This window comes from Stenotrophomonas sp. YJH_SMC_29 (assembly GCF_059371235.1).
Genome location: NZ_JCAFUK010000003.1, coordinates 192,416 through 215,723 on the forward strand (window position 1 = coordinate 192,416; position 23,308 = coordinate 215,723).

The 23,308-nt window shown below is 67.8% G+C and carries 25 protein-coding genes; 20 read left to right on the forward strand and 5 right to left on the reverse strand.

Annotated elements, in window-relative coordinates:
* Positions 1–8: 8 nt before the first annotated feature.
* Positions 9–470 carry a helix-turn-helix domain-containing protein gene (locus AC5P9I_RS05435; RefSeq protein WP_057494840.1) on the reverse strand — a complete coding sequence of 154 codons (462 nt, stop codon included), beginning with the start codon at positions 468–470 and terminating at the stop codon, positions 9–11.
* Entirely contained in the window at positions 467–1,393 is a 927-nt protein-coding gene (locus AC5P9I_RS05440) for a LysR substrate-binding domain-containing protein (RefSeq protein WP_049467206.1), read from the reverse strand. Before AC5P9I_RS05440 ends, AC5P9I_RS05435 begins: the two co-directional genes overlap by 4 nt.
* Positions 1,394–1,484: 91 nt before the next feature.
* Here AC5P9I_RS05440 and AC5P9I_RS05445 point away from each other — a divergent pair, with 91 nt between their 5' ends.
* From AC5P9I_RS05445 to AC5P9I_RS05460, 4 genes are all read left to right on the forward strand, one after another.
* Positions 1,485–2,525 carry a hypothetical protein gene (locus tag AC5P9I_RS05445; RefSeq protein WP_049467204.1) on the forward strand — a complete coding sequence of 347 codons (1,041 nt, stop codon included), beginning with the start codon at positions 1,485–1,487 and terminating at the stop codon, positions 2,523–2,525.
* Positions 2,522–3,403, forward strand: a complete 882-nt coding sequence (locus AC5P9I_RS05450) for a TolB family protein (RefSeq protein ID WP_130768004.1) — start codon at positions 2,522–2,524, stop codon at positions 3,401–3,403. Before AC5P9I_RS05445 ends, AC5P9I_RS05450 begins: the two co-directional genes overlap by 4 nt.
* Before the next feature lie 62 nt (positions 3,404–3,465).
* Positions 3,466–3,906, forward strand: a complete 441-nt coding sequence (locus AC5P9I_RS05455; protein ID WP_231353092.1) for a GFA family protein — start codon at positions 3,466–3,468, stop codon at positions 3,904–3,906.
* Positions 3,907–3,999: 93 nt separating this feature from the next.
* Positions 4,000–4,308, forward strand: a complete 309-nt coding sequence (locus AC5P9I_RS05460) for a DUF6958 family protein (protein WP_130768003.1) — start codon at positions 4,000–4,002, stop codon at positions 4,306–4,308.
* On the opposite strand, the gene AC5P9I_RS05465 is transcribed toward AC5P9I_RS05460, so the two are convergent.
* Positions 4,309–5,661: a sigma-54 interaction domain-containing protein gene (locus tag AC5P9I_RS05465; protein ID WP_130768002.1), complete on the reverse strand. Its 1,353-nt coding sequence runs from the start codon at positions 5,659–5,661 to the stop codon at positions 4,309–4,311.
* Between the two features lie 396 nt (positions 5,662–6,057).
* Here AC5P9I_RS05465 and AC5P9I_RS05470 point away from each other — a divergent pair, with 396 nt between their 5' ends.
* From AC5P9I_RS05470 to AC5P9I_RS05540, 15 genes are all read left to right on the forward strand, one after another.
* Positions 6,058–6,588, forward strand: coding sequence for a FapA family amyloid fibril periplasmic chaperone (locus AC5P9I_RS05470; RefSeq protein WP_130768001.1), 531 nt, complete (start codon positions 6,058–6,060; stop codon positions 6,586–6,588).
* A 44-nt stretch (positions 6,589–6,632) separates the two neighbouring features.
* Positions 6,633–7,202, forward strand: coding sequence for a FapB/FapC family functional amyloid domain-containing protein (locus AC5P9I_RS05475; protein WP_223017320.1), 570 nt, complete (start codon positions 6,633–6,635; stop codon positions 7,200–7,202).
* Between the two features lie 43 nt (positions 7,203–7,245).
* Complete coding sequence (locus tag AC5P9I_RS05480) at positions 7,246–8,562, forward strand: FapB/FapC family functional amyloid domain-containing protein (RefSeq protein WP_057494847.1); 1,317 nt, start codon at positions 7,246–7,248, stop codon at positions 8,560–8,562.
* Positions 8,563–8,661: 99 nt separating this feature from the next.
* Positions 8,662–9,366, forward strand: coding sequence for a C39 family peptidase (locus AC5P9I_RS05485; protein ID WP_074725193.1), 705 nt, complete (start codon positions 8,662–8,664; stop codon positions 9,364–9,366).
* Positions 9,367–9,379: 13 nt separating this feature from the next.
* Complete coding sequence (locus AC5P9I_RS05490) at positions 9,380–10,129, forward strand: hypothetical protein (protein WP_130767998.1); 750 nt, start codon at positions 9,380–9,382, stop codon at positions 10,127–10,129.
* A gap of 46 nt (positions 10,130–10,175) precedes the next feature.
* Positions 10,176–11,459 (forward strand): transporter, encoded by a 1,284-nt coding sequence (locus AC5P9I_RS05495; RefSeq protein WP_187756617.1) that lies wholly within the window; start codon positions 10,176–10,178, stop codon positions 11,457–11,459.
* Positions 11,460–11,510: 51 nt separating this feature from the next.
* On the forward strand, positions 11,511–12,395 hold the full coding sequence (locus AC5P9I_RS05500) for an NAD(P)-dependent oxidoreductase (protein WP_130767996.1): 885 nt from the start codon (positions 11,511–11,513) through the stop codon (positions 12,393–12,395).
* Positions 12,396–12,496: 101 nt separating this feature from the next.
* On the forward strand, positions 12,497–13,636 hold the full coding sequence (locus AC5P9I_RS05505) for an SPFH domain-containing protein (protein ID WP_049467182.1): 1,140 nt from the start codon (positions 12,497–12,499) through the stop codon (positions 13,634–13,636).
* Positions 13,637–13,656: 20 nt separating this feature from the next.
* The gene (locus tag AC5P9I_RS05510; RefSeq protein ID WP_130767995.1) at positions 13,657–15,009 is read left to right on the forward strand and encodes a TFIIB-type zinc ribbon-containing protein; all 1,353 of its coding nucleotides are present in this window, start codon (positions 13,657–13,659) and stop codon (positions 15,007–15,009) included.
* Entirely contained in the window at positions 15,006–15,263 is a 258-nt protein-coding gene (locus tag AC5P9I_RS05515; protein ID WP_049467178.1) for a hypothetical protein, read from the forward strand. The genes AC5P9I_RS05510 and AC5P9I_RS05515 overlap by 4 nt, the downstream gene beginning before the upstream one ends.
* 190 nt (positions 15,264–15,453) lie before the next feature.
* Positions 15,454–16,038: an AprI/Inh family metalloprotease inhibitor gene (locus AC5P9I_RS05520; RefSeq protein ID WP_130767994.1), complete on the forward strand. Its 585-nt coding sequence runs from the start codon at positions 15,454–15,456 to the stop codon at positions 16,036–16,038.
* A gap of 69 nt (positions 16,039–16,107) precedes the next feature.
* Complete coding sequence (locus AC5P9I_RS05525; RefSeq protein WP_495217299.1) at positions 16,108–17,067, forward strand: cation diffusion facilitator family transporter; 960 nt, start codon at positions 16,108–16,110, stop codon at positions 17,065–17,067.
* Positions 17,068–17,139: 72 nt separating this feature from the next.
* A complete protein-coding gene (locus AC5P9I_RS05530; RefSeq protein ID WP_130767992.1) occupies positions 17,140–17,778 on the forward strand; it encodes a DNA-3-methyladenine glycosylase in 639 nt (212 codons plus the stop codon).
* Positions 17,775–17,969 carry a hypothetical protein gene (locus AC5P9I_RS05535; protein WP_049467172.1) on the forward strand — a complete coding sequence of 65 codons (195 nt, stop codon included), beginning with the start codon at positions 17,775–17,777 and terminating at the stop codon, positions 17,967–17,969. Before AC5P9I_RS05530 ends, AC5P9I_RS05535 begins: the two co-directional genes overlap by 4 nt.
* Positions 17,970–18,088: 119 nt before the next feature.
* A complete protein-coding gene (locus AC5P9I_RS05540) occupies positions 18,089–19,807 on the forward strand; it encodes a sensor domain-containing diguanylate cyclase (protein WP_130767991.1) in 1,719 nt (572 codons plus the stop codon).
* Here AC5P9I_RS05540 and xth read toward each other — a convergent pair whose 3' ends face one another.
* A complete protein-coding gene (xth, locus tag AC5P9I_RS05545; RefSeq protein WP_088476148.1) occupies positions 19,808–20,599 on the reverse strand; it encodes an exodeoxyribonuclease III in 792 nt (263 codons plus the stop codon).
* A 159-nt stretch (positions 20,600–20,758) separates the two neighbouring features.
* Between xth and AC5P9I_RS05550 the strand changes: the two genes are divergently transcribed.
* Complete coding sequence (locus AC5P9I_RS05550) at positions 20,759–22,345, forward strand: alpha-amylase family glycosyl hydrolase (protein WP_049467165.1); 1,587 nt, start codon at positions 20,759–20,761, stop codon at positions 22,343–22,345.
* On the opposite strand, the gene AC5P9I_RS05555 is transcribed toward AC5P9I_RS05550, so the two are convergent.
* A complete protein-coding gene (locus tag AC5P9I_RS05555) occupies positions 22,315–23,301 on the reverse strand; it encodes a TIGR03885 family FMN-dependent LLM class oxidoreductase (RefSeq protein WP_049467164.1) in 987 nt (328 codons plus the stop codon). The genes AC5P9I_RS05550 and AC5P9I_RS05555 overlap by 31 nt on opposite strands.
* Positions 23,302–23,308: the final 7 nt, after the last annotated feature.

The following is a 23,308-nucleotide window of genomic DNA, read 5'->3' on the forward strand; positions in this document are numbered from 1 at the left end:
GACCTCCCTCAGGTGGGGTCCACGTTAGCAACCGCTTGGCGACGGCGCTTCTCCAAAACTGCGGTCTTCAGGTCCGGGCGCTGGGCGGCACGTGCATGGCATTCCGGCACGCTGGTGGACCTCGCCTGGCCTGTGCGCTCGCGCTCGCGCACATTGCCCGGGCTGTCACCGGTGATGTCGCGGAAGATGCGGCCAAAGGTACCCAGGCTGCTCCAGCCGGTCTGCGCGGCGATCTCGGTGACCGGAAGATCGGTGTCACGCAACATCGCCACGGCCCGTTCGATGCGGCGGCTGAGCAGGTAACGATGCGGTGGCAGGCCGAAGGCCTGCTTGAACGAGCGCGCGAAATGCGCGGCAGATACGGCACTGACCTCGGCCAGGCGGGCCACTGGCCAGTCCTCGTGACTGGCGTGGTCGATCCGGTCCTTGGCGCGCAGCAGGCGCCGCAGCAGTTCGGGGCTCTGGTTCATGGCAGCCCGGCGCGGGCCAGTTGATGGCGTGCTGCATGCCGCGCTTCGCCGGCCTGCTCGACCAGCCAGTCACGGAATGCAGTGACCTTGGCGCTGCCGCTCCGTGCAGTGGGCGCCACGAACCAGAAGCTGCGCCCGTCGCCGGCCACACCCGGATGTGCCTGCACCAGCCGGCCGCTGTCGAGCTCGGCCTGGAACAGGATCGGCGAGCCGATGGCGATGCCCTGACCAGCGATGGCGGCGCCGATATCCAGATGCTCCACCGCAAAGGGACTGACGAAGCTCTCCTCCGCCGGCGGCGGAACTGCGCCCTGTGCGGAGAACCACAGGGCCCACCAGTCGCGCCGGCCGAGCAGCGGAACGTCCAGCGCCCGGCGACCGAGCCCGGCCGCCGCCGGCAGCAGCGCCGGTGCGCACAGCGGGGTGAAGATGCTGGGGAACAGGGGCGTGGCCTGCAGCCCGGGCCACGCACCCTGCCCGTTGCGGATGGCGGCATCGAAACGCCCGGCGGACAGGTCCTGCGGCTCTGCCGACAGGTCCAGTTCCAGCACAATGCTTCGATGGCGCGCGCGGAAACTGCCCAGGCGCGGCGTCAACCAGCTGGTGCCCAGCGTCGGCAGCACGGACAGGCGCAGTCGTGCTGCATCCATGTCAGCGGCACGCATGAAACTGGCGCGCAGCGCGTCGAAGGCCCGGGTGGCCTCCACTGCGACGCTCGCACCGGCGGCGGTCAATTCCACATGCTGTGCATGGCGCAGGAACAGGCAGGTGCCGGTCTGCGCCTCCAGCCGGCGCACGTGATAGCTCACCGATGCTGCGCTGGTATCGAGCTCTTCGGCCGCGCGGGCGAAACTGCCCAGCCGCGCCGCCGCCTCGAAGGCGCGGATGGCGACAAGCGATGGCAGCTGGCGTTGGGTCACCATAAGTGTGGCTTAGCCTGAGCCCCGATATCCGCGTGGTCAATCCCCCTCGCACCCGCAACGATGGAAGCACCTTCGGTAACGGATCACGCAGATGGATCGACGGCAGTTCCTGGCCACCGTGGCCGCAGCGACAGCGTCCAGCGCGCTGCCCTCCGGGTGGGCCCTGGCCAGCCCCACCGCTGACTGGAAATGGTTGCAGGGCAACTGGCAGGTCCGGCACCAACGCCTCAAGGAGCGCCTCGTGGGCGATACCCGCTGGGAGGCATTCACCGGCGCCAGCGCGGTCTGGCTCACCCTGGGCGGGCTCGGCACCATCGATGACAACGTCATGGCGCTGCCCTCCGGTCCCTACAGGGGCCTGGGCGTGCGTGCGTTTGATCCAGTGTCGTCCACGTGGTCGATCTGGTGGATCGATGGCCGCAACCCTGCCCATATCGAAGCGCCCGTGCGGGGCGCCTTCGACGGCGATGGCGGCAGCTTCCGCGGACGCGACCACTTCAAGGGGCGCCCCATCGACGTCTGGTTCCGCTGGCATGACATCCATGGCGAAGTGCCGTGGTGGGAACAGGCCTTCTCCGCTGACGGGGGCGCGCACTGGGAAGTGAACTGGCGCAACTGGTTCCACCGCACCGCTGCGGTGCCGTCGGCACTTCCGGCGCTGCCGGATGCGCCGACCGATTTTGATTTCCTTGCGGGCCACTGGAACGTGCGCCATCGCCGCCTGCGTGCTCGGCTGGCAGGCAGCGACGCCTGGGAGACGTTCGACGGCACCCTGCACAACTGGCCGGTGCTGGGGGGATTCGGCAACGTGGGTGACAACCTGATGGACGTGCCTGGGGCGCCCCTGCGCGGCATGGGCATCCGCGCCTGGGACGCAACCGGGCAGCACTGGCTGAGCTGGTGGCTGGATGGCCGGGAGCCGACCCGGATCGGCGCGCCACTGCGTGGTGGCTTCGAGGCCGGTGTCGGGCGCTTCTTCGGCGAAGACCTGCACAACGGTCGCGCGATCCAGACGCGGGTGCTCTGGTCACGCATCACCCCGCGTTCGGCGCGCTGGGAACAGGCGGCCTCGGCTGATGGTGGACGCAGTTGGGAAACCAACTGGGTCAGCGACTTCGAGCGACGCGCATGAAGGCGCTGCTGGCCGTGATGCTGCTGGTTGCTGCGTCGCCTGCTGCGTCTCAATCAAGGCCGCTGCAGATCGTCGGCCCCGCCGAACGCTTTGCCCCGGGCGTTGCATCCACGCAGTACGACGAGATTCGACTGACCTTGAGCCCGGACGGAAAAACCGCACTGTGGTTCAGCCGCAACCGGCCCGGCGGTCCGGGCGGGTATGACATCTGGGTCTCCCACCACGATGGGCAGCGCTGGCAGCCGGCGACGCCGGTCTCGTTCAACACGCCGGGCCGTGACTTCGATCCCGCCTTTTCCGCCGATGGCCACGTGGTGTATTTCTGTTCGGATCGAGCAGGCGGCCAGGGCGGCGACGATCTGTATCGGGTCAGCATGGGCAGCGACGGTCGATTCGGGGAGCCAGTCAATCTTGGCCCCGCAGTGAACAGCGCGGCCGATGAGTTCGCGCCGATGCTCTCGCCAGACGGTCGTACGCTGTTGTTCTCCAGCGATCGTGCGGGCGGTGCCGGCGGCCATGACCTCTACAGCGCGGCGATGATCGGCGGCGTCGCGCAGCCGGCACGGCCGCTGGCGGGAGACCTCAATACCGCAGCGCAGGAGTTCGATGCCACCTTCCTGGGCGACGGCCGAACAGTGGTGTTTGCCCGCGCGCTGGACTTCGGCAGTGCACCGGTGCGCCAGTTCATTGCCTACGACCATGGCGGCCGGTACGACGCGGGCCACGCTTTGCCCTCGCCGTTGAACGAGCCCGGCGGCGACAGCTACGGCGCGATGCTGGATGGCTCGCGCCGCGACACGCTGACCTACTCGGCGCGACGCGCCGGCGGCGAGGGACTGGACCTGTACCGCATCCGCTACCGGATGTCGCGACCCTGAAGGCAGGTGGTGTCGATTTCCCACGCGCCCGTTCGTCGAGAGGTTGAGTACCCCAGGAGAAGATGCAGATGCCCTCCCAACAGTTCCTTGCGTGCACGTGCGGCCAGGTCCGCCTGACCACCACCGGCCGTCCCATCGCCACCGTCGAGTGCTGCTGCGACAGCTGCCGCAGGGCCGGCGCCCGGATGCAGGCGGTGCCCGGCGCACCGCAGGTGCTGGGGCCTCAGGGCCAGACGCATTTCGTAATGCAGCGCAAGGATCGCGTCCGCATCGACGCCGGGCATTCCCGGCTGCACGCGTGGCGGTTGTCCAGCACGGCCGGCAGCCGCCGCGTCGTGGCGGGCTGCTGCAATACGCCCCTCTTCCTGGAGTTCAGCGGTGGCCATTGGCTGAGCCTGTATGGCCTGTTGTGGCCGGACGCGCTACGCCCCGCCGTGGAGATGCGGACGATGGTCAACGATCTCCCGACGCGTCTGTCCTTCCCGACGATGTGCCCAACCTGAAGACCCACTCGCTGCGGTTCTATGCCCGGCTGTTGAAGGCGTGGATCGCCATGGGCTTCCGCAGCCCACGCATCGACATCGCGGGAGACAGCCATGTCTGAGCCCGAGCGGATCGAGATCGAGAGCATCTCCACGCCCGGGCACATCCAGCGCGTGGATCGCGCCAAGTACACGGCCATGCGCGCGGCCCTGCTGCGCGCCTTGCCCAGGCAACCTCCCGGGATGACGGTGGCGCAGGCGAAGCAGGCGCTGCTGCCGCACCTGCCCGCTTCGCTGTTTCCGCAAGGGGCCAAGGCGGGCTGGTGGCTGAAGGCCGTGCAGCTGGACCTGGAGGCCAAGGGGGTGATCGAGCGTCTTCCAGGCAGGCCACTGCGCCTGTTCAAGCACGTGCCGGCCGGCTGATCAGCGCTGCGCCGGCAGCTCCAGCCGATGCTTGCGGCACAGGCGATACACGGTCACCCGCGAGATCTGCATCTGCCGCGCGCATTCGGAGACGTTGTAGCCGGTCTGGCGCAGGGTCTGCAGCAGCACATCGCGTTCGGCCTGGCCGCGGGCATCGTGCAGCATCGCCCCCGGCGCATGCACCGGTCCACCCAGTTCGAGGTCACGCTCGCTGATCAGCTCGCCTTCGGCCATGATCGCCGCGCGCTGCACCCGGTTCAGCAGTTCGCGCACGTTGCCGGGCCATTCGAAACGCCGCATCGCCTGCAGCGCAGCGGGTGCAAAGCCACGTGCACGCACGCTGTGGCGCAGCCGGAAGCAGCGCAGGAAATGTTCAGCCAGCAGCTGCACATCGGCGCCGCGCTCGCGCAGCGGCGGCATCAGCAGGCGCAGCACGTTCAGACGGTAGTAGAGGTCGCTGCGGAACCGCCCTTGCGCCACCGCGTGTTCCAGTTCGACGTGGGTGGCAGCAAGCACGCGCACGTCCGCGCGCAGCGGCTGGCTGCTGCCGACGCGCTCGAAGGTGCCTTCCTGCAGCACGCGCAGCAGGCTGGTCTGCGCTTCGGCTGGCAGGTCGCCCACCTCGTCAAGGAACACCGTGCCGCCGGATGCGGCTTCGAATACGCCGATCTGGCGCTTGTCGGCACCGGTGAACGAGCCGCGCTCGTGGCCGAACAGCTCCGATTGCACCAGGCTGGCCGGAATGGCACCGCAGTTGACCGCGATGAACGGCCTGCCGGCACGCCCCGACAGCGCATGCAGCGCGTGTGCGGCCAGTTCCTTGCCGGTGCCGGTTTCGCCGGTGACCAGCACCGGCAGTTCCACCGGCGCGAACTTGTGCAGCACGGTGCGCACCGCGTGCAGCGCAGGACTCTCGCCGATCAGTGTGCGCGGCCCTTGCCCGTTGCACACTTCGTCGGCGGATGGATCATCGGCGTCGAACTGCTGGCGCATCGCAGCCACCAGCTCCTGCAGGCCGATTGGCAGGGTGAACCGCGAGATGCAACGCTGCAGCAAGGGCAGCCACGGCGCAGGCGTCGGCCCCGCGCCGGGCGGCAGCACCGCAAGCCAGGGCAGATGCGCGTGCTGTTCGATCCATGGCGCCAGCAACTGCAGTGCAGGCGCATCCAGATGGCGAAGATCCAGCACGGCGAGCAGCCGATCACGCCCGCGCAGCCCGATCGCCATCGCCGGGTCGGGATGGATGCGGCGCACGTACCAGCCTGCGGCCGCCAGCGCACTGCGCTCGTCCGCCAGCGGCTCGCCGAACCAGAGCACGCATCGTGACGTAGAAGCCTCCGGGACCGCTGCCATGCTTCCCCCAGCATCCGGACACCGTCGGCGGACTGTCAGGCAATCACCGGCGTGCCGCCCCCCGCCGGGACCTCTACGGCCACCGCGGCGGCCCTTGTTGGGCGGATCCTAGCGCCTCCCTAAACGGCGACGCAATGAGCAGTGCGTCAAGAAATTCCGGGCTGAAGCGGCGCCGTTTCAAAATGCGGCGCGACCTGTAACACCCCTGCGACAGTCGTCCGCCGCCCAAGCCCTGCGGTGGCTGGGGCTCCGAAATCCCAACAATCCCGCGACGTGCCTGTAACACGGCGGCAGCAGCAGCGTGCAGCGCAGCACGGCCTGGGCATTGGCAGGCGGTCACTTCGAGGTTGGCACGGTTGATGCGTTGTTCCGCCGCATCCATCGCGGGAGGTCGGCATGAACGGCACCACCCTGTTTCGCGGCCCCGCCACAGCACTGGCACTGGCCCTGCTGTCGATCGGCGCGGGCGCCTCCGCGTCCGGTGCCCGCCAGGGCGTGAAGGCGCAGGCCGGCGAGATCGTGCTGTTGCGGGACGTAGCGGCGCGGCCAGCCTATCGCATGGCACCGCCGGGCATGGCGCTGATCGCCGATCCCAAGCCGCAGCGCGAAATCGCCATGGCCCTGGGCACCGCTGGTGCGGCGAGCGGGATGGATGAACTGAGCGAACAGGAGTATGCCGGCATCGGTGCAGGCCAGGCAGCGTCCGTCGCCGCACCCGGTGGCACCACCGTCGAACGGATCACCCAGCAGGCCCTGGGCGGCACGCTCGGCCGCAGTGGCGACGGCAACGTCGGCGGCAGCCTCGGGGGCGCCCTGGGTGGCCCGCTCGGCGCGGTCGGCAGCAGCACCCGCGGTGTCGCCGATACTGTGCGCGGCGCCCTCGCCCAGTTCCCGTTGCAGGGCCCGGCCCCGGCAGGTGGCAAGTGAAGCGGGTGCGCTGGCTGCTGCTGATCCTGTCCGCCACGCCGTTGATGGCGCAGGCCGACGAGTACAGCGGCATGCTCGCCTACCTCGACGTGACCCGCATCGACGGCCACGCCCTGGCCGGTGCAGGCGGCGCGATCGCGGTGAACCAGGCGGCCGGCGACCTCAACCTGCAGGCCAACCTGCGTGGCGTCGCTACCGGCGAACGTGCCGACGTCTCGATCAGCCACCTGCAACGACGCGGCGGCAACCGCGTGCTGGGCGCACCGATGCACGCCGCTGCCAGCATCGACGGCACGGCACTGGCCGGTGCCAGCGGCATCGCATCCATCAACCAGGCCAGTGGCACCGCCAACACGACGCTCAACGTCGTCAGTGCGACGCTGGCGCGACAGGGCATACGCGAAACCGACGATACGGCCCTGGCTGCCGAAGGTTACGCGTTCGCAGGGGAGCGGGAGGGTGCCGGTCACGGCACCGCGACCGGCACCCGCAGCGCCGGTGTCATCAGCACCGCGCTGCGGGGATTCGACGGTGTCCTGCAACTCAACCAGATCGCGGGCAACGGCAACGACACGGCCAATGTACTGGGCCTAGTCGTGCAGGACCGTCCGTGACGACCACCCAACCAATGCACCACCCGATGAGAAAGAGGGCACCATGAAAGCGACCGTCAAACGGACCATGCTCGCCATGGCGATTGCCACTGCCTCGACCGCCGCTGCGGCCAATGGCTGGGACAACCAGAACGCCAACGCGAACATCAACCACACCCACACCGTCAGCGAAACCCGCAACGACACCCACAACCACACCGACAACGACGTGCGCAACCGCACCGTCAACGTCAATGTGCAGAAGCACAGCAACATCCAGGCCGACGAGCGCAAGGAGAAGAACAACCACGGCGTCGACGTGAACCTGGAGAAGGACCTGCGGCTGGGTACCGACATCAGTTTCTCCGGCGACCCGAACATCACCGGCGACATCGACCTCGATTCGGCGGCCATTGCGGTGATCGACAACCGCCAGTCGATCAGCAACAACGCCACCAGCAACAGCCTGGTGACCAACCGTGCATCGATCGGTGACAGCGTCGGTGCCGGTGCCTCCGGCAACCTGGGCTTCAACGTGGTCTCCGGCGACAACAATGCCCAGGACAACGCGGCCTCGCTGTCTGCTGCCGATGCATCCTTCAGCTTCGGCATGGCCGACGCCGAGGTGTTCGTCAACCAGGCTGGATTCGGCAACGCCACCATGAACGCCGGCGTCACCAACGCCGCCGGCCTCAGTGGCAATGCCTTCGGCGGCGCGTCCGGCAACATCGGCGTCAACATCGCTTCGGGCAACAACAACGAGCAGAAGAACGCGCTCGCGGCCTCGGTCGCGACCACGGCAATGGCGCAGTCGAGCATCAGTTCCAACCAGGTGTCCACCGGCAACACGGTCAGCAACGCCGGCTTCGTGCAGTCCTATACCGATACCGTGCAGGTCGGCCTGCATGGCGGCGTCAGCGGCCTGACCTGGGGCTATGGCGCCGGCACCTATCGCGGCACCGGCAACGCCTACCAGATGGCCAACTACTACCTGGATACATGGAACGGCGCCCTGCCGCATCCCGGTGGCAACAGTACCGGCCACATCGACCTGGACAACGAGATCCAGAACGCCACGATGAACCCCAACCGGCCGGGGGTGGGCGGCCTGGGCTTCGATACGCGTGAAAGCGGCACCAGCCAGTTCGTCGAACTGGGCGTGGCCGATCTGTACGCCAGCCTGAGCGGCACGGTCAGCACCACGCGCTGGGTGAACGTGGATGCCACCAACACGTCGGCCTTGTCCGGCAGCGCCTTCTCGGGTGCCTCCGGCAACATCGGCGTGAACGTGGCGGCGGGCACCGGCAATCTGCAGGCCAACAGCCTGGCCCTGGCAGTCGCCCAGCCCGGCACCGGCGGCGGTGGCGGCAGCGGCGAGTAAGCGCACCACCCCGGCCGTCCGCCAACGGCCGGGTCCCCGGGAGCCCCTGTTCCTCCTCCCCCTTGGGACAGGGGCTCCCCCCTGCTGCCGGAGAACGCGATGATCGGCCACCGTCTCTCGCTGTGCCTGCTGGCCTGCGTGCTGTTGCTGGGCGGCGCGCCTGCACGGGCGGGCGACGTCGGCTTCGCTGGCGTGCTGCCCAACGGCGCGCTGCTGCAGCAGAAGGTCGAAAGCATGCAGGAACGGCGCTACCGCAACGTGGTGCGGCAGCATACCGATTACAGCTGCGGGGCCGCTGCACTGGCGACGATCCTGCGCCATGCCTACCACCTGCAGACCGACGAAGCGACGGTGATCGAGGGAATGATGGGGGTGTCCGATCCGGCGCTGGTGGCCGAGCGCGGCTTTTCCCTGCTCGACATCAAGCGCTATGTGGAATCGCTGGGCATGCGTGGGCGTGGCTACCGCATCGATGAAGCGCGCCTGCGCACACTTCGCGTTCCCGGCCTTGTGCTGATGGACGTGCGCGGCTTCCGCCACTTCGTGGTGCTCAAGCAGGTGCGCGAGGGCGTGGTCGAAGTGGCCGATCCGATCCTGGGCAACCGCAGCCTGGCATTGCCCGAATTCCTGGCCGCCTGGCCATCACGTGCGGTTTTCGTGGTGATCGGCAGTGACTTCGATCGCAACACGGTCCTGCTGCAACCCAGCGAACGGCCCAGTGCCCGCGCGCTCTATGCGCGACAGGGGCCTATCACCGATGCCGAACTGGTCGACTTCGGCTTCAGCCACGCCGACCTGTTCTGAAGGAGGCTTCGCTATGTTCCGCCACCGCCTGTTGATGGTCCTGCTGCTGGCATGCCCCGCCCTGCATCTGCAGCCGGCAGAGGCTGCGCCCGGGCACGGCCTGAAGGAGATTCCGGATCCCGAACTGAGCCTGATGCGTGGCCGCTACACCGTGGGCGGCAATGCCGTGGCGTGGTTCGGGGTAACGATGATCTCGCAGTGGCAGGCCGGCAACGGAAGCGTGCTGCAGGGTGCGTTGACCCTGGGCATGGACTTCCGCGGCGGCGGCAGCCCGACGCTGAGCTTCCAGCCCAGCGTGCACGTGACGGCTGCGGACGCGCCACTGCCGGAAACGCAGGGTCGTCACATCGACAGCAGCGGCCTGGCCAATGCCAGCGGCCTGGTGCAGAGCGTGCAGGTGGCCGGGGATGGCAACGTCGCCCGCAATGCGACCACGCTGGTGGTACGCAATGGCGCGGTGCCGGCCCCGCCGGGTGACGGCCTGCATTCGATCAGTGCGCAGGCTGCCGGCATGTCGGCCGCCGCGGTGCTGGACGGCAACCAGGCTCGCCTGCAGCTGCAGGTGGATGGCCAAGGCCTGGTCCAGCAATGGATACGCAATGGCAGCGTCGGCCAGGGCATCGCCCTGGCCGCAGACGGCCAGATCGCCAGCAACCAGCTGCGGCTGGAGCTGGTAAGGGACACCGTGGGCGGCAACCTGCCGTTGAGCCAGAACGTGGCCCAGGCAATCGCGCTGAACCGCGGCATGGGGCCGGGCCGGTAACAGCGGCACGGCGTTGGGGGAGCGTTCCACAACGCAGGACACGAACATGCACACCTTGATGAGGATCACCCCGTTGGCGCTGGCGGCGCTGGCGGGCACCGCCTTCGCCACACCACCGGCGGATGATGGCGCTGACGTGCAGGCCCTGGCCAACCAGCTGGAGCAGCTGAAATCCAGCTACGCACAGGAAGTGCGGCGGCTGCGCGAACTGGACATGCAGGTGCAGGCCATGCAGGCGCGATTGAACGGGAAGGTCGGACCGATGGCCCCGCCTGCGGCCGGCGAGCAAGACCCGACCGCGCAGGCTTCGCCGGGCGCCGAGGGCTATGCCAGCAGCGCCGCCGAGGCACAGCAGGCAAGGCAGGAATCGCGGCGCAGCGTGGATGATGTGAAGCAACAGCAGTCGGCGCTGTTCTCGCGCCGCTTCACCGTCGAGAACAGCCTCACCTACGCCCGCTACGACCGCAAGCAGCTCACCCTCAATGGCTTCCTGGCGCTGGACGCGATCTTCCTCGGCAACATCGCCATCGAAAACGTTGAATCCGATTCGCTCACCTACAACCTGGCCGCCCGCTGGGGCGTCAGCCCGAACCTGACGCTCAACCTGGATGTGCCGTACCTGGCGCGGCGAACGGTCTACCAGAAGGGTGGCGCCGGGGGTGCCGCAGCCGCCATCGCGCAGGAGCAGACCAACGGCAACGGCCTCGGCGACATCGGCCTGAGCGCGAACTACCGGCTGTTCGGCGAACGCGGCTGGCGCCCGGAGACCGTGCTCACCGCCGGAATGACCGCGCCCACCGGGCGCGCACCCTACGGCCTGGACTGGAAGGTGATCGAGCGCGACGACGATGACTACATCCGCTTCGCCGTGCCCAAGGAACAGCCCACCGGCAATGGTGTGTGGCAGGCCAATGTGGGCCTGTCGATGGTCAAGACCGCCGATCCGGCCATCCTGTTCGCCAACCTCGGCTATGTGCATTCGTTCCCGCGTGGCTTCAGTGACATCGACAGCAATCCCGATACGCTCAACCCGGGTGACGTGAAACTGGGCGGCTCGGTCTACTTCGGTGCGGGCGTCGCCTTTGCATTCAACGAGCGCACCAGCCTCAGCCTGTCATTCAGTGACCGCATCAGCGCCCGTGCCTCCACCCGTTTCCAGGGTGGAAAGTGGATGAAGGTGATCGGCAGCGACGCCAATGCGGCGTCACTGAACCTGGGCGTGACCTATGCGCTCAACGCGCACACCACGCTGGTCACACTGCTGGGCATCGGGCTGACCCCGGATGCCCCCGACTTCACCTTGGCATTCAAGATTCCGTACATGCTGTAGCGGCGAGGCGTCGTGGCATGATGGCGTCCCTGCCGCCAGTGGACGCCCATCATGCCCATCGGATTCATCGGCCTTGGCGTCATGGGCATGCCCATGGCAGCGCACCTGGCGCGCGCCGGCCACATGCTCTGGGGCTGGTCCCGCTCCGACCGCAACCATGCCACCGCCCGCGCCGCCGGCATCCGCGTCTCAGCGGCCGCCGGTGACGTGTTCGATGCATGCGCAACGATCGTCCTGATGCTTGCCAACGACCCGGCCATCGACGCGGTCCTGTCACGAAACAGCCCTGCGTTCGCTGCCCGCGTCGAAGGCCGCCTGGTGATCAACATGGGCACCAGCTCGGCGGAGTATTCCCAGGCACTGGGCGAACAGATCCGCGCGGCCGGCGGGCGCTACGTGGAGGCGCCGGTCTCCGGTTCACGGCTTCAGGCCGAGTCCGCGCAGCTGGTCATCATGCTGGCCGGCGACGCGGCTGACGTTGCAGAAGCATCGCAGCTGCTTGCGCCGCTGGGCCGGCAGTGCGTGGCGTGCGGCCAGGTACCCGCGGCGTTGCGCATGAAACTGGCGGTGAACCTGTATCTGATCACGCTGGTCACCGCGCTGGGCGAGGCCGTGCGCTTTGCCGAGGTCCACGGCATTGCCCTGGAGCGCTTTGCCGAAGTGCTCAACGCCGGGCCGATGGCCAGCGACGTATCGCGGATCAAGCTGGACAAGATGCTCAGGGAAGACTTCGCCGTACAGGCCTCGATCACCGACGTGCTGAAGAACAGCGGGCTGGTGGCTGCGGCGGCGCGCGAGGCTGGGATGCAGGCACCCCTGATCGACGCCAGCGATGCGCTGTTCGCCCGGGCACAGCAGATGGGCCTGGGAAGCCAGGACATGGCGGCGGTACTGCAGGCGATCCGGGGCACCCCGCCGGCTGCCGGCGGTGCCTGATCCGGATTCATCTTCCGGCACCACAGTGGTCGCTGCCCGCTGCTATATTCAGTCCAGTTCGGCAGGCATGGTGCCTGCCCTTGAATCACAGGGAGTTGGACATGGGTCTGGTACAGGCGGTGAAGGGTGCGGTCGGCGGCGTGCTGGCCGACCAGTGGAAGGACTTCTACACCGTGCCGACGGGCCTGCCTTCCACGGCGGCCCTGTTCGCGGCGGTCCCGCGCGGCACCAACGCCGGCCGTGGCTCCAACACCAGCGGCTCGTCCAACATCATCAGCAACGGCTCGAAGATCATCGTGCCAGAGGGCTACGGCCTGCTGCTGTTCCAGGACGGCGCCATCACCGCGTTCGTCGCCGAACCGGGTGGCTACGAGTGGCGTTCGGACGACCTGAACTCGCAGTCGATCTTCGCTGGCGACGGCCTGGTCAGCACCTTCATCAAGCAGAGCTGGGAACGCTTCAAGTTCGGCGGCCAGCCGGGCTCGCAGCAGGCTGCCTATTTCGTTTCGCTGAAGGAGCTGCCGGACAACCGCTTCGGTACCCAGTCGGAAATCTACTGGGACGACGGCTTCCTCAACACGCAGGTCGGCGCGGTCACGCGCGGCTCGTACACGCTGAAGATCGTCGACCCGATCCTGTTCGTGAAGAACTTCGTGCCGGCCAGCTACCTGCAGCCCGGCCAGGTGTTCGACTTCACCGATCTGGACAACGCCGCCGCCAGCCAGCTGTTCAATGAAGTGGTCGGTTCGCTGGCCCCGGCCTTCAGCCTGTATACCAACGATCCGGGCAAGGGCAACCGCATTACCCGGTTGCAGCAGGATTCGATCGGCTTCGCGCAGAGCCTGTCGGCTGCGGTCGAGCAGGCCTACCAGTGGCAGAGCGATCGTGGCCTGGCCATCGTCAAGACCGCCATCGTTTCGATCGAGTACGACGCCAACACCCGCGAACTGCTGAAGACCGTGCAGCGTGCCGATGCCCTGTCCGGTTCGCGCGGCAATTCCAACCTGCAGGCCAGCGTCGCCCAGGGCATCCAGTCGGCCGGCGAGAACGGTGGTGCCGCAGGCCTGGTCGGCGTCGGCATGGCCTCGGGGATGTTCGGTGTCGGCGGCATGCAGCAGCCGGTCGCCCCGGCCGCGGACGACCCGGTGGCCAAGCTGAAGAAGGCCAAGGAAATGCTGGACCTGGGGCTGATCACCCAAGGCGACTATGACGCCCTGAAAGCCAAGGCACTGGGCCTGTAACGGCAGGACGCACGACCCACATGTCCGATCCCCGAAACGGCCCACCGCCGCTGCCCGGATCCGCGCCCGCGACGCCGCCGCCCCTGCCGGCGGCGTCGTTGGATGGGCCCGGTTCGCCGCAGGACGTTCCTCCCCTGCCCGGCAGCTTCCCGCTGGACACCTCGAAACTGCCGCAGGCCATCCGCGATGAAGTGGAAGCGCCTGACCCGGTGGCCATCGACACCTCGGCCAGCGAACTGAAGGACGGCCTCAACCGCTGCCCGAAGTGCGGCGCCAGCGACATCCGTCCCAAGCCCGGCACTGACATCCTCATCTGCCTGTACTGCCGTCACCAATGGCATGGCGCGCGGGTCGAGGAAGAATTCGGCCTGGGCGAGGCCATCGACCAGCTGCGCGGCACGGTCATCGCCTCCGGTGCGCGTGACATCGATGCCGACACCTCGGCACTGATGACGTTCAAATGCACCGGCTGCGGCGCCGAGGTCACGGTCAATACCGAGAGCACGATGACGGCGCGTTGCCACTGGTGCCGCCATGTGTTCGGCGTCAACGAGCAGATCGCCAACGGCGCGGTACCTGATGCGGTGCTGCCGTTCCATATCAGGAAGGACGATGCGGTCGCGCGCATCCGCCAGTTCGTCGACAAGCGCCGCATGTTCGCACTGAAGGCGTTCAAGGACCAGTTCACCCCGGAAAACGTGGTGGGCGTGTTCCTGCCCTACATGATCGTCGACAGCAATGCCAGCGCGGCCGTGGCCGGCAAGGGCGAGATCAAGACGCGCGAGTACACGGTGGGCAGCGAGAAGAACAAGCGCACCCTGTACGATGCCGATGTCTACCAGGTCGAGCGCCAGGTGGATTTCACCGTCGATGACCTGCCGCTGGAATCCTCGGCCGAGCGCGGGAATCTTGATACCCGCGCCAACACCAACAACATCATCAACACCATCCTGCCGTTCGACACCAAGAACGCGGTGAAGTGGAACGCCTCGTACCTGGCCGGCTTCACCTCTGAAAAACGCAACCTGGATGTGGAAAAGCTGCGGCCGCGGCTGGAAGACCAGCTGCTGTCGATCGCCCGTGCGCAGGTGGAAGGGTCGGTGAGGCGCTACAACCGTGGCGTGCGCTGGGAACAGGAACAGCTGGACGTGCACGGCACCCGCTGGGTCTCGATGTACCTGCCGGTGTGGCTGTACTCCTACCACCAGCCTGGAAAGAACGGCGGCATGCTGCACTACATCGCGGTGAACGGCCGTACCGGCGAAACCATGGGCAGCGTGCCCGTGCAGCAATGGAAGATGCTGCTGGCGGCACTGGCCACCGGCACCATCATTGAAGCCCTCGCAATTGCCTTCCTGGTGGCAACCACATGAGCGACGACAGTGGCCTCTGGCTGTTGGCGGCAGGTCCGGCGGGCGCAACCGCGCTGTACTGGGCGCTGTACCGCTATTACCGAAACACCGACAAATCGCATTCCTTCGAGCACGAGACCGCCATCGAGGCCAAGCCGGTCACCGGCTCGGACCAGCAGGTGGGCCGGGTCACCGGCACCGAGGAGAAGCGCATCCGCGGCGACAATGTGTACGAGTACCGGAAACGGGTCGCTCGGGTGAAACCCGAAGGATAGAGCCAGGCCAAGCCTGGCTGCGGGGCGTGCCGGCCGCTGGCCGGCATTCCTTCGGTTTCTGGGCGTCAAAGGGGAGCCGGCCAGCGGCCGGCACTACCCTTCAGCAGACAGCACCTTGGGCGCGTCCTCACGCCGTCTCCCACCCCACCGGTTCGATACTCGCGCGATCCACCCTGCCGAGGATCCTGCGATGGCCGCCGTTCCTGCCCGTGCCTGCCTGTCCGTCCTGTGCTTCCTGGCCCTGCCCGCCCTTGCGCAGGACGCGTCGTTCGGCTTCGGTGAACAGACCTCCCGTACCGAGCAGACCACGCAATCCAGCAGTACCCAGACCCAGAGCAGTGGCGCGATGACCACGCAGACCACCACCAGCGGCAGCTCGCAGTCCGAGTCGCGCAGTGAAAGCAAGGGGCTGGACGTGGACTTCGGCTTCCACGACAACAACGATGACTGGGACCACGACCGCCAGCGCGGCGGCCGCGGCGTGCGCGAAGGCGATCTGTTCGGCAGCTGGACGCTGGGCCAGGAGAACGGCAGCACGTGCACCATCGAACTGAAGAGCATCGAGTGGTTCGGTGGCTACAGCGCCTACGTACCCGCCGGCTGCCCGGACGGCTTCTTCTCGGCCAACCGCTGGGTGCTGTCAGGCAACCAGCTGCTGCTCACCGATACCAGCAACACGGTATTCGGGCGCTTCCGCGCGTCGGGCGGCGGGCGCTGGTCGGGGTTCCGTGAATCCGACGGTGCGCGGTTGTATCTCAACCCCAAGGGGCGCTGAGCGTAGCGTGCACGCAGCGGGCACGCGCCGACCGCGAAGATCAGGCGTCCGCCCCGCCCGCTCGCCGAAATGTCCGCTCCCACTGGTTCCCGCCTTGTCATCTACGCCGCGCTCGCGGGCAACCTCGCCATTGCGATCGCCAAGTTCATCGCCGCCGGCATCTCCGGCAGCTCGGCCATGCTCAGCGAGGGCGTGCATTCGCTGGTCGACACCCTGAATGAACTTCTGCTGCTGTACGGCCTGCGCCGCGCCGGCAAGGCGCCGGACCCGGTGCACCCATTCGGCTACGGCCGCGAGCTGTACTTCTGGAGCTTCATCGTTGCCCTGCTGGTGTTCGCGGCCGGCGCAGGCGTCTCGGCCTACGAAGGCATCCAGCACATCCGCCATCCCGAGCCGGCACGCAACCATGCCCTGAGCTACAGCGTGCTGGGCATTTCCATCCTGTTCGAGGGTGCGTCCTGGTGGGTGGCGCTGCGCGAGTTCCGCCGGACCAAGGGCAAACTCGGCTATTTCGAAGCGTTCCGCCGCAGCAAGGATCCCTCCACCTTCACCGTGTTGCTGGAAGACAGCGCCGCCCTGCTCGGCCTCGGCTTTGCGCTGGCCGGGCTGCTGGCCGCCCAGCTGCTCGAAATGCCGGTGCTCGATGGTGTTGCCTCGTTGTGCATCGCCGGCGTGCTGGCTGCGACTGCCTTCCTTCTCGCCCGCGAGACCAAGGGCCTGCTGGTGGGAGAGCCCGCCCATCCGGCGGTGGCCGAGCGGATCATGGCCGTGGCCGAAACCGATCCGGACCTGCGTCGCGCCAATGGCGTGACCACCATGCAGATGGGCCCGGAACAGGTGGTGGCCATGCTCAGCGCCGAGTTCGAGGATGACCGGCACACCCCACAGATCGAAGCCTGCATCACCCGGATCGAAAGGGCGGTGAAGCGCGAGTATCCGGAACTGGTGGCACTGTTCATCAAGCCGCAGACGCCCGAGGTCTATGCCGCCCGGCGCGCCGCCCTGGCGCCCGCTTCCGCACCACGATGACACGCTGTCTGCGCGCGTTTCACCTGCGCGGTGCCACAGTGCCCCGGTCCTTCACCTGAACCTGCCGCTGCCGTGCCGGACTGGTTGCCCGCCTCCCTGCAGATCCTTCCGCGCAGCTTCTACCAGCGCCCGCCGACCGAGGTCGCCCCCGAGCTGCTCAACAAGCTGCTGGTCCGCGACGACGGTCGCACCGGCCGCATCGTCGAGGTGGAAGCCTACGCCGGCCGTGATGATCCGGCGGCGCACTCCTATCGCGGACAGACGCCGCGCACGGCCAGCATGTTCGGCGAGGCCGGCCACCTCTATGTGTATTTCACTTACGGCATGCATTGGGGCAGCAACGTGGTCTGTGGAGAGGTCGGTGAAGGCGTGGCGGTGCTGCTGCGGGCCGTCGAGCCGCTGGCGGGCCTTGAGCGCATGCACCAGCTGCGCCCCGCCGCGCGCCGGGATCACGATCTGGCCAGCGGGCCGGGCAAGCTGTCGCAGGCCTTCGGGCTGGACCGCGGTTTCGACGGCGCCGACCTGGTGACCGGCAGCCACCGCATTGTCATTGCCAGCGATGGGGTGCCGCCTCCGGCGGATCCGGTGGTGGGGCCTCGCATCGGCATCACACGCGCAGTCGATTTCCCTTGGCGCTGGCACATCCGTGATCACCGTCACGTATCGATTCGACCGCGCTCCCCTGCATCGTCTGTGAAGAGACGCCGATGACCCCTCTCGACAAACCATTGCGGCGCGAACTGCAGATCGACGGCCAGCCCTACACGCTCACTGTGGATCCGGAAGGACTGAAGCTCGTTGAAAAAGGCCGGCGCAAAGGCATCGCGTTGCGCTGGCAGGACCTGGTGTCCGGAGACGCCGCGCTGGCCACGGCACTGCAGGCCTCGCTCAGCGAGCGCTGAGCCGGCGCTGCCGCCTCACATCGGCATCACCCAGCCATGGCGATACATAACGTCGTGCGCACTAGCGTAGCCCAGACAGCCGCCGCAACCGCCCTCGCCACCCAGCCCTGAAAAGCGCCATGGACGAAGCCGAACGACTGCTCGAAATCGACCGCCTCAACCTGCTCGATACGCCGCCGGAACCGGTGTTCGATGCCATTGTCGCCGCCGCGCGCGCCGCCACCGGCATGACCATGGGCCTGATCACGGTCGTGGCCGAGGACCGACAATGGTTCAAGGCCAACATCGGGTTGGAAGGCGTCAGCGAGACGGCCCGGGAGATCTCGTTCTGCACCCATGCGATCCGCCAGGACGGGCTGTTCGAGATTCCCGACGCGCGCCAGGACCCCCGCTTCTCCACCAATCCACTGGTGACCGGTGGCCCTCGCATCCGCCACTATGCCGGTATCCCGCTGGGCTCGGCGCAGGGCGCGCGCATCGGCACGCTGTGCCTGCTCGATGCCATGCCCGGCGTGCTGTCGCCGTCGCAGCGCGAGCTGATGGTGCACCTGGCGCGGGTCACCACGCAGGTGCTCGAGCAGCGCAGCACGCTGATGGCCCAGGTCGGCCAGGCCAAGGCGCTGCATCGCGAGCTCAAGCGCAGCGAGGATTTCCTGGAGCGCACCAACCGCGCCGCGCGGGTGGGCGGCTGGGAAATGGACCTGGTCAGCAACGAGGTGCGCTGGACCCGCGAGACCAAGCAGATCCACGGCGTGCGGGCCAACTACCAGCCCACGCTTGATACCGCCCTGTCGTTCTATCGCGAAGACAGCCGCGCCATCATCCGCACCGCGGTGCAGCGCTGCATCGATGAAGGGACCTCCTGGGAAGTGCAGCTGCCGATGACCACTGCCGACGGGCGCGCGATCTGGACCCGGGTGGTCGGGGGGCGGCAGCAGGTCGATGGACGCCCGCGGCTGGTCGGGGCCATCCAGGACATCACCGAAGAGCGCGCCGCACTGGACGCGCTGGAGGCCAGCGAGACACGCTACCGCCGGCTGTTCCACTACAGCCTGGGCCTGATCTGCACCCACACGCTGGAAGGCGTGCTGACCTCGGTCAATCCGGCCGCCGTGCAGTCGCTGGGGTTCGAAGAGAGCCAGATGATCGGGCGCAGCCTGTGTGACCTGATGCCGCCGGAAAAGCGCGAGGGCTTCAAGGCCTACCTCAAGCGGATACAGGCCAACCACACCGACGCCGGCGTGATCGAACTGATCGCCGCCGATGGAACCCGCCATTACTGGGCGTACCACAACGTGCTCGATACCGAGGCCGATCCGCCCTATGTGCTTGGACACGCGCAGGACGTCACCGCCCTGCGGATGCAGGAACAACAGCTGCGCGAGATGTCCTTCAAGGATCCACTCACCCAATGCTACAACCGCCGCTTCCTGCACCGCCTGGATGAACTGGTCGACGAGCGCTGGGCCTGCGTGATGTTCGATCTGGATCATTTCAAGCGCATCAACGACACCCAGGGCCATCGCCGCGGCGATGCCGTGCTGGTCGAGTTCGCGGCCTTCCTGCGCTCCGCCCTCGGCAAGGATGAAACCGTGGTGCGGCTGGGCGGCGACGAGTTCATGGTGGTGCTGGTCGCACCCGCGCACGGCCGTCTGAGCGAGCTTGAACACTGGTACCGGGACCATGCAGCGCTGTCACCCACCGCGTTCTCGATGGGCGCGGCGATCAATACGCCCGGCGAGCCAGTGGCCGACACCATCCAGAAGGCCGACAGCCGCCTGTACCGTACCCGCGAGCGGGTGCGCCGCGAGCGGCGCGAGGACCCCGCCGCGCGCTGATCAGGCGCGCACCGTCACCCAGGCCGGCGCATGATCGCTGGCCTTTTCCTGCAGGCGTACCCAGCGGTCGACGCCGGCATCCTTCAGTCGCTCCGTCAGCACGGGATTCAACAGCAGATGATCGATGCGCAGCCCACGGTCGCGCTCGGCATGCTGGCGGAAGTAGTCCCAGAATGTGTAGATCGTGGCGTCGCCGTGCACCTGCCTCAGCGCATCGGTCCAGCCCTGCGCGAGCAGCCGCTGGAAGGCCTCGCGAACCTCGGGCTGGAACAGGGCATCGCGGCGCCAGGCCTTGGGGTCGTAGACGTCGGCATCGGTGGGAATCACATTGAAGTCACCCAGCAGCAGTGCCGGGTGCGGCAGATCAACCAGGCTGCGCGCATGCCGGATGAGGCGCTCCATCCAGCGCAGCTTGTAGTCGAACTTCGGCCCGGGCTGCGGGTTGCCGTTGGGCAGGTAGAGGGCGCCCACGATGACGCCGTGCACGGCCGCTTCCAGGTAGCGGCTCTGCGTATCCCTGGGTTCGCCCGGCAAGCGCCGGCGGCTCTCAACCGGGGTGGTCCCCCGTGCCAGCAGCGCCACGCCGTTCCAGCGCGCCTCGCCCTGCCACAGCGCACCGTAGCCGGCCTCTTCCAATGCTGCAGCGGGAAACGCGGCGTCGGTCGCCTTCAGTTCCTGCAGGGCAACCACGTCCGGCGATTCCCTGTGCAGCCAATCCAGCAACTGCGGCAGGCGCGTGCCGATGCCGTTGACGTTGAACGTGGCAATGCGGAGCGTCTTGCGGCGGGCCATGCACGAGGCCTCTCTGCGCTGCGGATGAGCCTTCACTGTGCGCGCCGGCGCATGCACGGTCCGTGGATGCCGCGTCACGGCAGGGTTCCGTTCGTTTCACGAGCCGCTGCCACGCCCGGCAGCAGGCTGTTCGCCCGTGAACGGTGCTGGAGAAGCCTCATGGCGGTGCGTCCGCTGCGCGCCATCTACCAGATCGACCCCTACCTGTTCCGCGACAGTGATGGCTGCGGCTGGGGCACGCTGGATGGCATCACCGAAAAGCTGGACCATCTGCAATGGCTCGGCATCAGCCATGTGTGGCTGCTGCCGTTCTACTGCAACGCCGGCCGTGACGGTGGCTACGATGTCACCGACCACTATCGCATCGATCCACGCCTCGGCGATGAGTCCGCGTTCCAGCGCCTGGTCGATGCCGCCGATGCACGTGGCATCGGCATCATCGTGGAACTGGTGATGCAGCACACTGCCAGCGCGCACCCCTGGTTCGTCGCCGCGCAGCACGGCGACCCGGCCTGGCGCGCCTGGTATCTCTGGAGCGACCACGTACCGGACGACGGCCTGCAGCCGATGTTCCCGCCCATCGAGGCCTCGGTCTGGACGTGGGATGCCGAGGCCGGCGCGTTCAACCGGCACATGTTCTACCGGCACGAGCCGGACCTGGAGCTGGCCCACGCACCGGTTCGCGACGAACTGCTGCGGGTGATGGAATTCTGGCTGCAGCGCGGCGTAGCCGGCTTTCGCGTGGACGCCGTCCCGTATATGGTCGAGCGCGCCCGCCACGCGGACCCGCACGACGACGGACTGTGGCTGCTGGAGGCGATGCGTGCCACGGCAGACGCGCAGCAGCCGGGCCTGCCGCTGATCGGCGAAGCGGACGTCAGCGCATCCCACTACGGTGACTTCCTGTGCGAGGGGCGGCGCCTCTCGCACCTGCTCGACTTCCACCTCAACAATCACTTCTTCCTGGCACTGGCGCGCGGTGACGCGAGCGAAGTGGCGCGGGTCATGGCCGAATACGGCCCACAGGCGCCGCCGGACACCCGCATCGCCTGGCTGCGCAACAATGATGAGCTGGACCTGGAGCAGCTGGAGCCGGACGAACGCGAAGCGGTGATGCAGCGCTTCGCGCCCGAACCTGGCATGCGCATCTATGGCCGCGGCATCCGCCGCCGGCTTGCACCGATGCTGGAGGGCGATGTCGCATGGCAGGCCATGGCCTGGGCGGCGCTGCTGTCGCTGGGCCAGGTGCCGGTGATCCGCTATGGCGAGGAGATCGGCCTGGGTGACTGCCTGGAGCTGCCCGAACGCAATGCCGTGCGCATGCCCATGCACTGGCATGGCCGCCCAGGGGCGGGGTTCACCGATCGACCGCGGCATGCGTGGCGCGCGCCACCGGCAGACGGCCCCTACGGCTACCGGACGGTGAATGTCGAGGTGCAACGTAGAACGCCCGGCTCGCTGCTGCTGCGCGTGCGCGAGCTGCTGCTGCAGCGCAATGCCCATCCCGTGCTGCAGCAGGGGCCACATGCGCTGGACCCACCGTCACCTGCGTTGCTGATGCTCTGCTACGGCGACGCGCCCCGGCAGGCGTTGGCACTGATCAACTTCGGCGACGAACCGGTGGAGGTGGATCTGCCCCTGCGCGGCCCGCTGCGCACGCTGGTGGCCCATGGGGCCAGGCTGCGCGACCACCGCTGCATCCTGCAGGGACACGGCTACACCTGGCTGGCCGCAGAGGGGGCCTGAGTGTGCAGCGCGGGCAGCACGTGTTCGGCGAAGTCATCGATGAAGCGTTCCTGCTCACGGTTCACGTTGTGCAGGTAGATGCGATCGAACCCCAATGATTGCAGTTCCTGCAGCCAGGCCTTGTGCCGGGCCAGGTCTGCCGATACGTGCACGCGGCCGCGTAGCTCCTCGGCGCTGATCGATCGGGCGTGTGCTTCGAACTGTTCGGGCTGGTCCAGCCCTTCGGCCAGTTCCGGCGGCAGCACGTTGGCGCTCCACTGCTCCATCGCGCCGTCCAGCGCCGCTTGTTCGGCACGGGCGTAGGAGAGCTTGGCCTGCAGGTACATCGGCTTGCCCCTGCCACCGCCGTCCTCGAACGCCGCCACGACACGCCTCAACTGCGCCAGTGGCTGGCTGATGGTGATCAGGCCATCGGCCCAGCCGCCCATCCAGCGTGCGGTTTCCTCAGTGACGGCCGCCCCCAGCAGCGGCAGCGGCAGTGCTGGCCGGCTGTACAGCCGCGCCTTTCGGACCTGGAAGCCCCCCGTGTGGTCGACCTGCTCGCCGCCCCACAACCGCCGCATCACCTCGGCCGCATCGCGCAGTGCCTTCTGCCGCTCCCGCTTGGCTGGCCACGCCTGTCCCGTGATGCGTTCGTTCAGCGCCTCGCCGGTGCCGAGTGCCAGCCAGATCCGCCCCGGCGCCAGCTGCTCCAGCGTGGCCGCGGCCTGCGCCACCAATGCCGGGTGCTGGCGCAGCATCGGGCACGTCACCATGCCCAGGGTCAACGCGCTCTGCACTGCCAGTGCGCCCGCCCATACCCAGCTATGGCCGGACTGCCCTTGCGCGGTCGTCCAGGGGTGGAAGTGGTCCGAGCACATCAGGGCCTCGAATCCCGCCTGTTCGGCGCGCAGCGCCAGGCCCAACAGCGTGGCGGGCGGGAACTGCTCATGCGATGCGTGGTAGCCGATGGTCATCACGGAT

Coding starts and splice junctions, on each gene's coding strand:
- AC5P9I_RS05460 (WP_130768003.1), top strand. CDS start 4,000: ATGTCTGAGCCCGAGCGGATCGAGATCGAGAGCATCTCCACGCCCGGG.
- AC5P9I_RS05520 (WP_130767994.1), top strand. CDS start 15,454: ATGGCCGCCGTTCCTGCCCGTGCCTGCCTGTCCGTCCTGTGCTTCCTG.
- AC5P9I_RS05510 (WP_130767995.1), top strand. CDS start 13,657: ATGTCCGATCCCCGAAACGGCCCACCGCCGCTGCCCGGATCCGCGCCC.
- xth (WP_088476148.1), bottom strand. CDS start 20,599: ATGGCCCGCCGCAAGACGCTCCGCATTGCCACGTTCAACGTCAACGGC.
- AC5P9I_RS05550 (WP_049467165.1), top strand. CDS start 20,759: ATGGCGGTGCGTCCGCTGCGCGCCATCTACCAGATCGACCCCTACCTG.
- AC5P9I_RS05440 (WP_049467206.1), bottom strand. CDS start 1,393: ATGGTGACCCAACGCCAGCTGCCATCGCTTGTCGCCATCCGCGCCTTC.
- AC5P9I_RS05470 (WP_130768001.1), top strand. CDS start 6,058: ATGAACGGCACCACCCTGTTTCGCGGCCCCGCCACAGCACTGGCACTG.
- AC5P9I_RS05485 (WP_074725193.1), top strand. CDS start 8,662: ATGATCGGCCACCGTCTCTCGCTGTGCCTGCTGGCCTGCGTGCTGTTG.
- AC5P9I_RS05435 (WP_057494840.1), bottom strand. CDS start 470: ATGAACCAGAGCCCCGAACTGCTGCGGCGCCTGCTGCGCGCCAAGGAC.
- AC5P9I_RS05555 (WP_049467164.1), bottom strand. CDS start 23,301: ATGACCATCGGCTACCACGCATCGCATGAGCAGTTCCCGCCCGCCACG.
- AC5P9I_RS05500 (WP_130767996.1), top strand. CDS start 11,511: ATGCCCATCGGATTCATCGGCCTTGGCGTCATGGGCATGCCCATGGCA.
- AC5P9I_RS05455 (WP_231353092.1), top strand. CDS start 3,466: ATGCAGATGCCCTCCCAACAGTTCCTTGCGTGCACGTGCGGCCAGGTC.
- AC5P9I_RS05515 (WP_049467178.1), top strand. CDS start 15,006: ATGAGCGACGACAGTGGCCTCTGGCTGTTGGCGGCAGGTCCGGCGGGC.
- AC5P9I_RS05505 (WP_049467182.1), top strand. CDS start 12,497: ATGGGTCTGGTACAGGCGGTGAAGGGTGCGGTCGGCGGCGTGCTGGCC.
- AC5P9I_RS05490 (WP_130767998.1), top strand. CDS start 9,380: ATGTTCCGCCACCGCCTGTTGATGGTCCTGCTGCTGGCATGCCCCGCC.
- AC5P9I_RS05480 (WP_057494847.1), top strand. CDS start 7,246: ATGAAAGCGACCGTCAAACGGACCATGCTCGCCATGGCGATTGCCACT.
- AC5P9I_RS05450 (WP_130768004.1), top strand. CDS start 2,522: ATGAAGGCGCTGCTGGCCGTGATGCTGCTGGTTGCTGCGTCGCCTGCT.
- AC5P9I_RS05535 (WP_049467172.1), top strand. CDS start 17,775: ATGACCCCTCTCGACAAACCATTGCGGCGCGAACTGCAGATCGACGGC.
- AC5P9I_RS05540 (WP_130767991.1), top strand. CDS start 18,089: ATGGACGAAGCCGAACGACTGCTCGAAATCGACCGCCTCAACCTGCTC.
- AC5P9I_RS05525 (WP_495217299.1), top strand. CDS start 16,108: ATGTCCGCTCCCACTGGTTCCCGCCTTGTCATCTACGCCGCGCTCGCG.
- AC5P9I_RS05495 (WP_187756617.1), top strand. CDS start 10,176: ATGCACACCTTGATGAGGATCACCCCGTTGGCGCTGGCGGCGCTGGCG.
- AC5P9I_RS05465 (WP_130768002.1), bottom strand. CDS start 5,661: ATGGCAGCGGTCCCGGAGGCTTCTACGTCACGATGCGTGCTCTGGTTC.
- AC5P9I_RS05445 (WP_049467204.1), top strand. CDS start 1,485: ATGGATCGACGGCAGTTCCTGGCCACCGTGGCCGCAGCGACAGCGTCC.
- AC5P9I_RS05475 (WP_223017320.1), top strand. CDS start 6,633: ATGGCGCAGGCCGACGAGTACAGCGGCATGCTCGCCTACCTCGACGTG.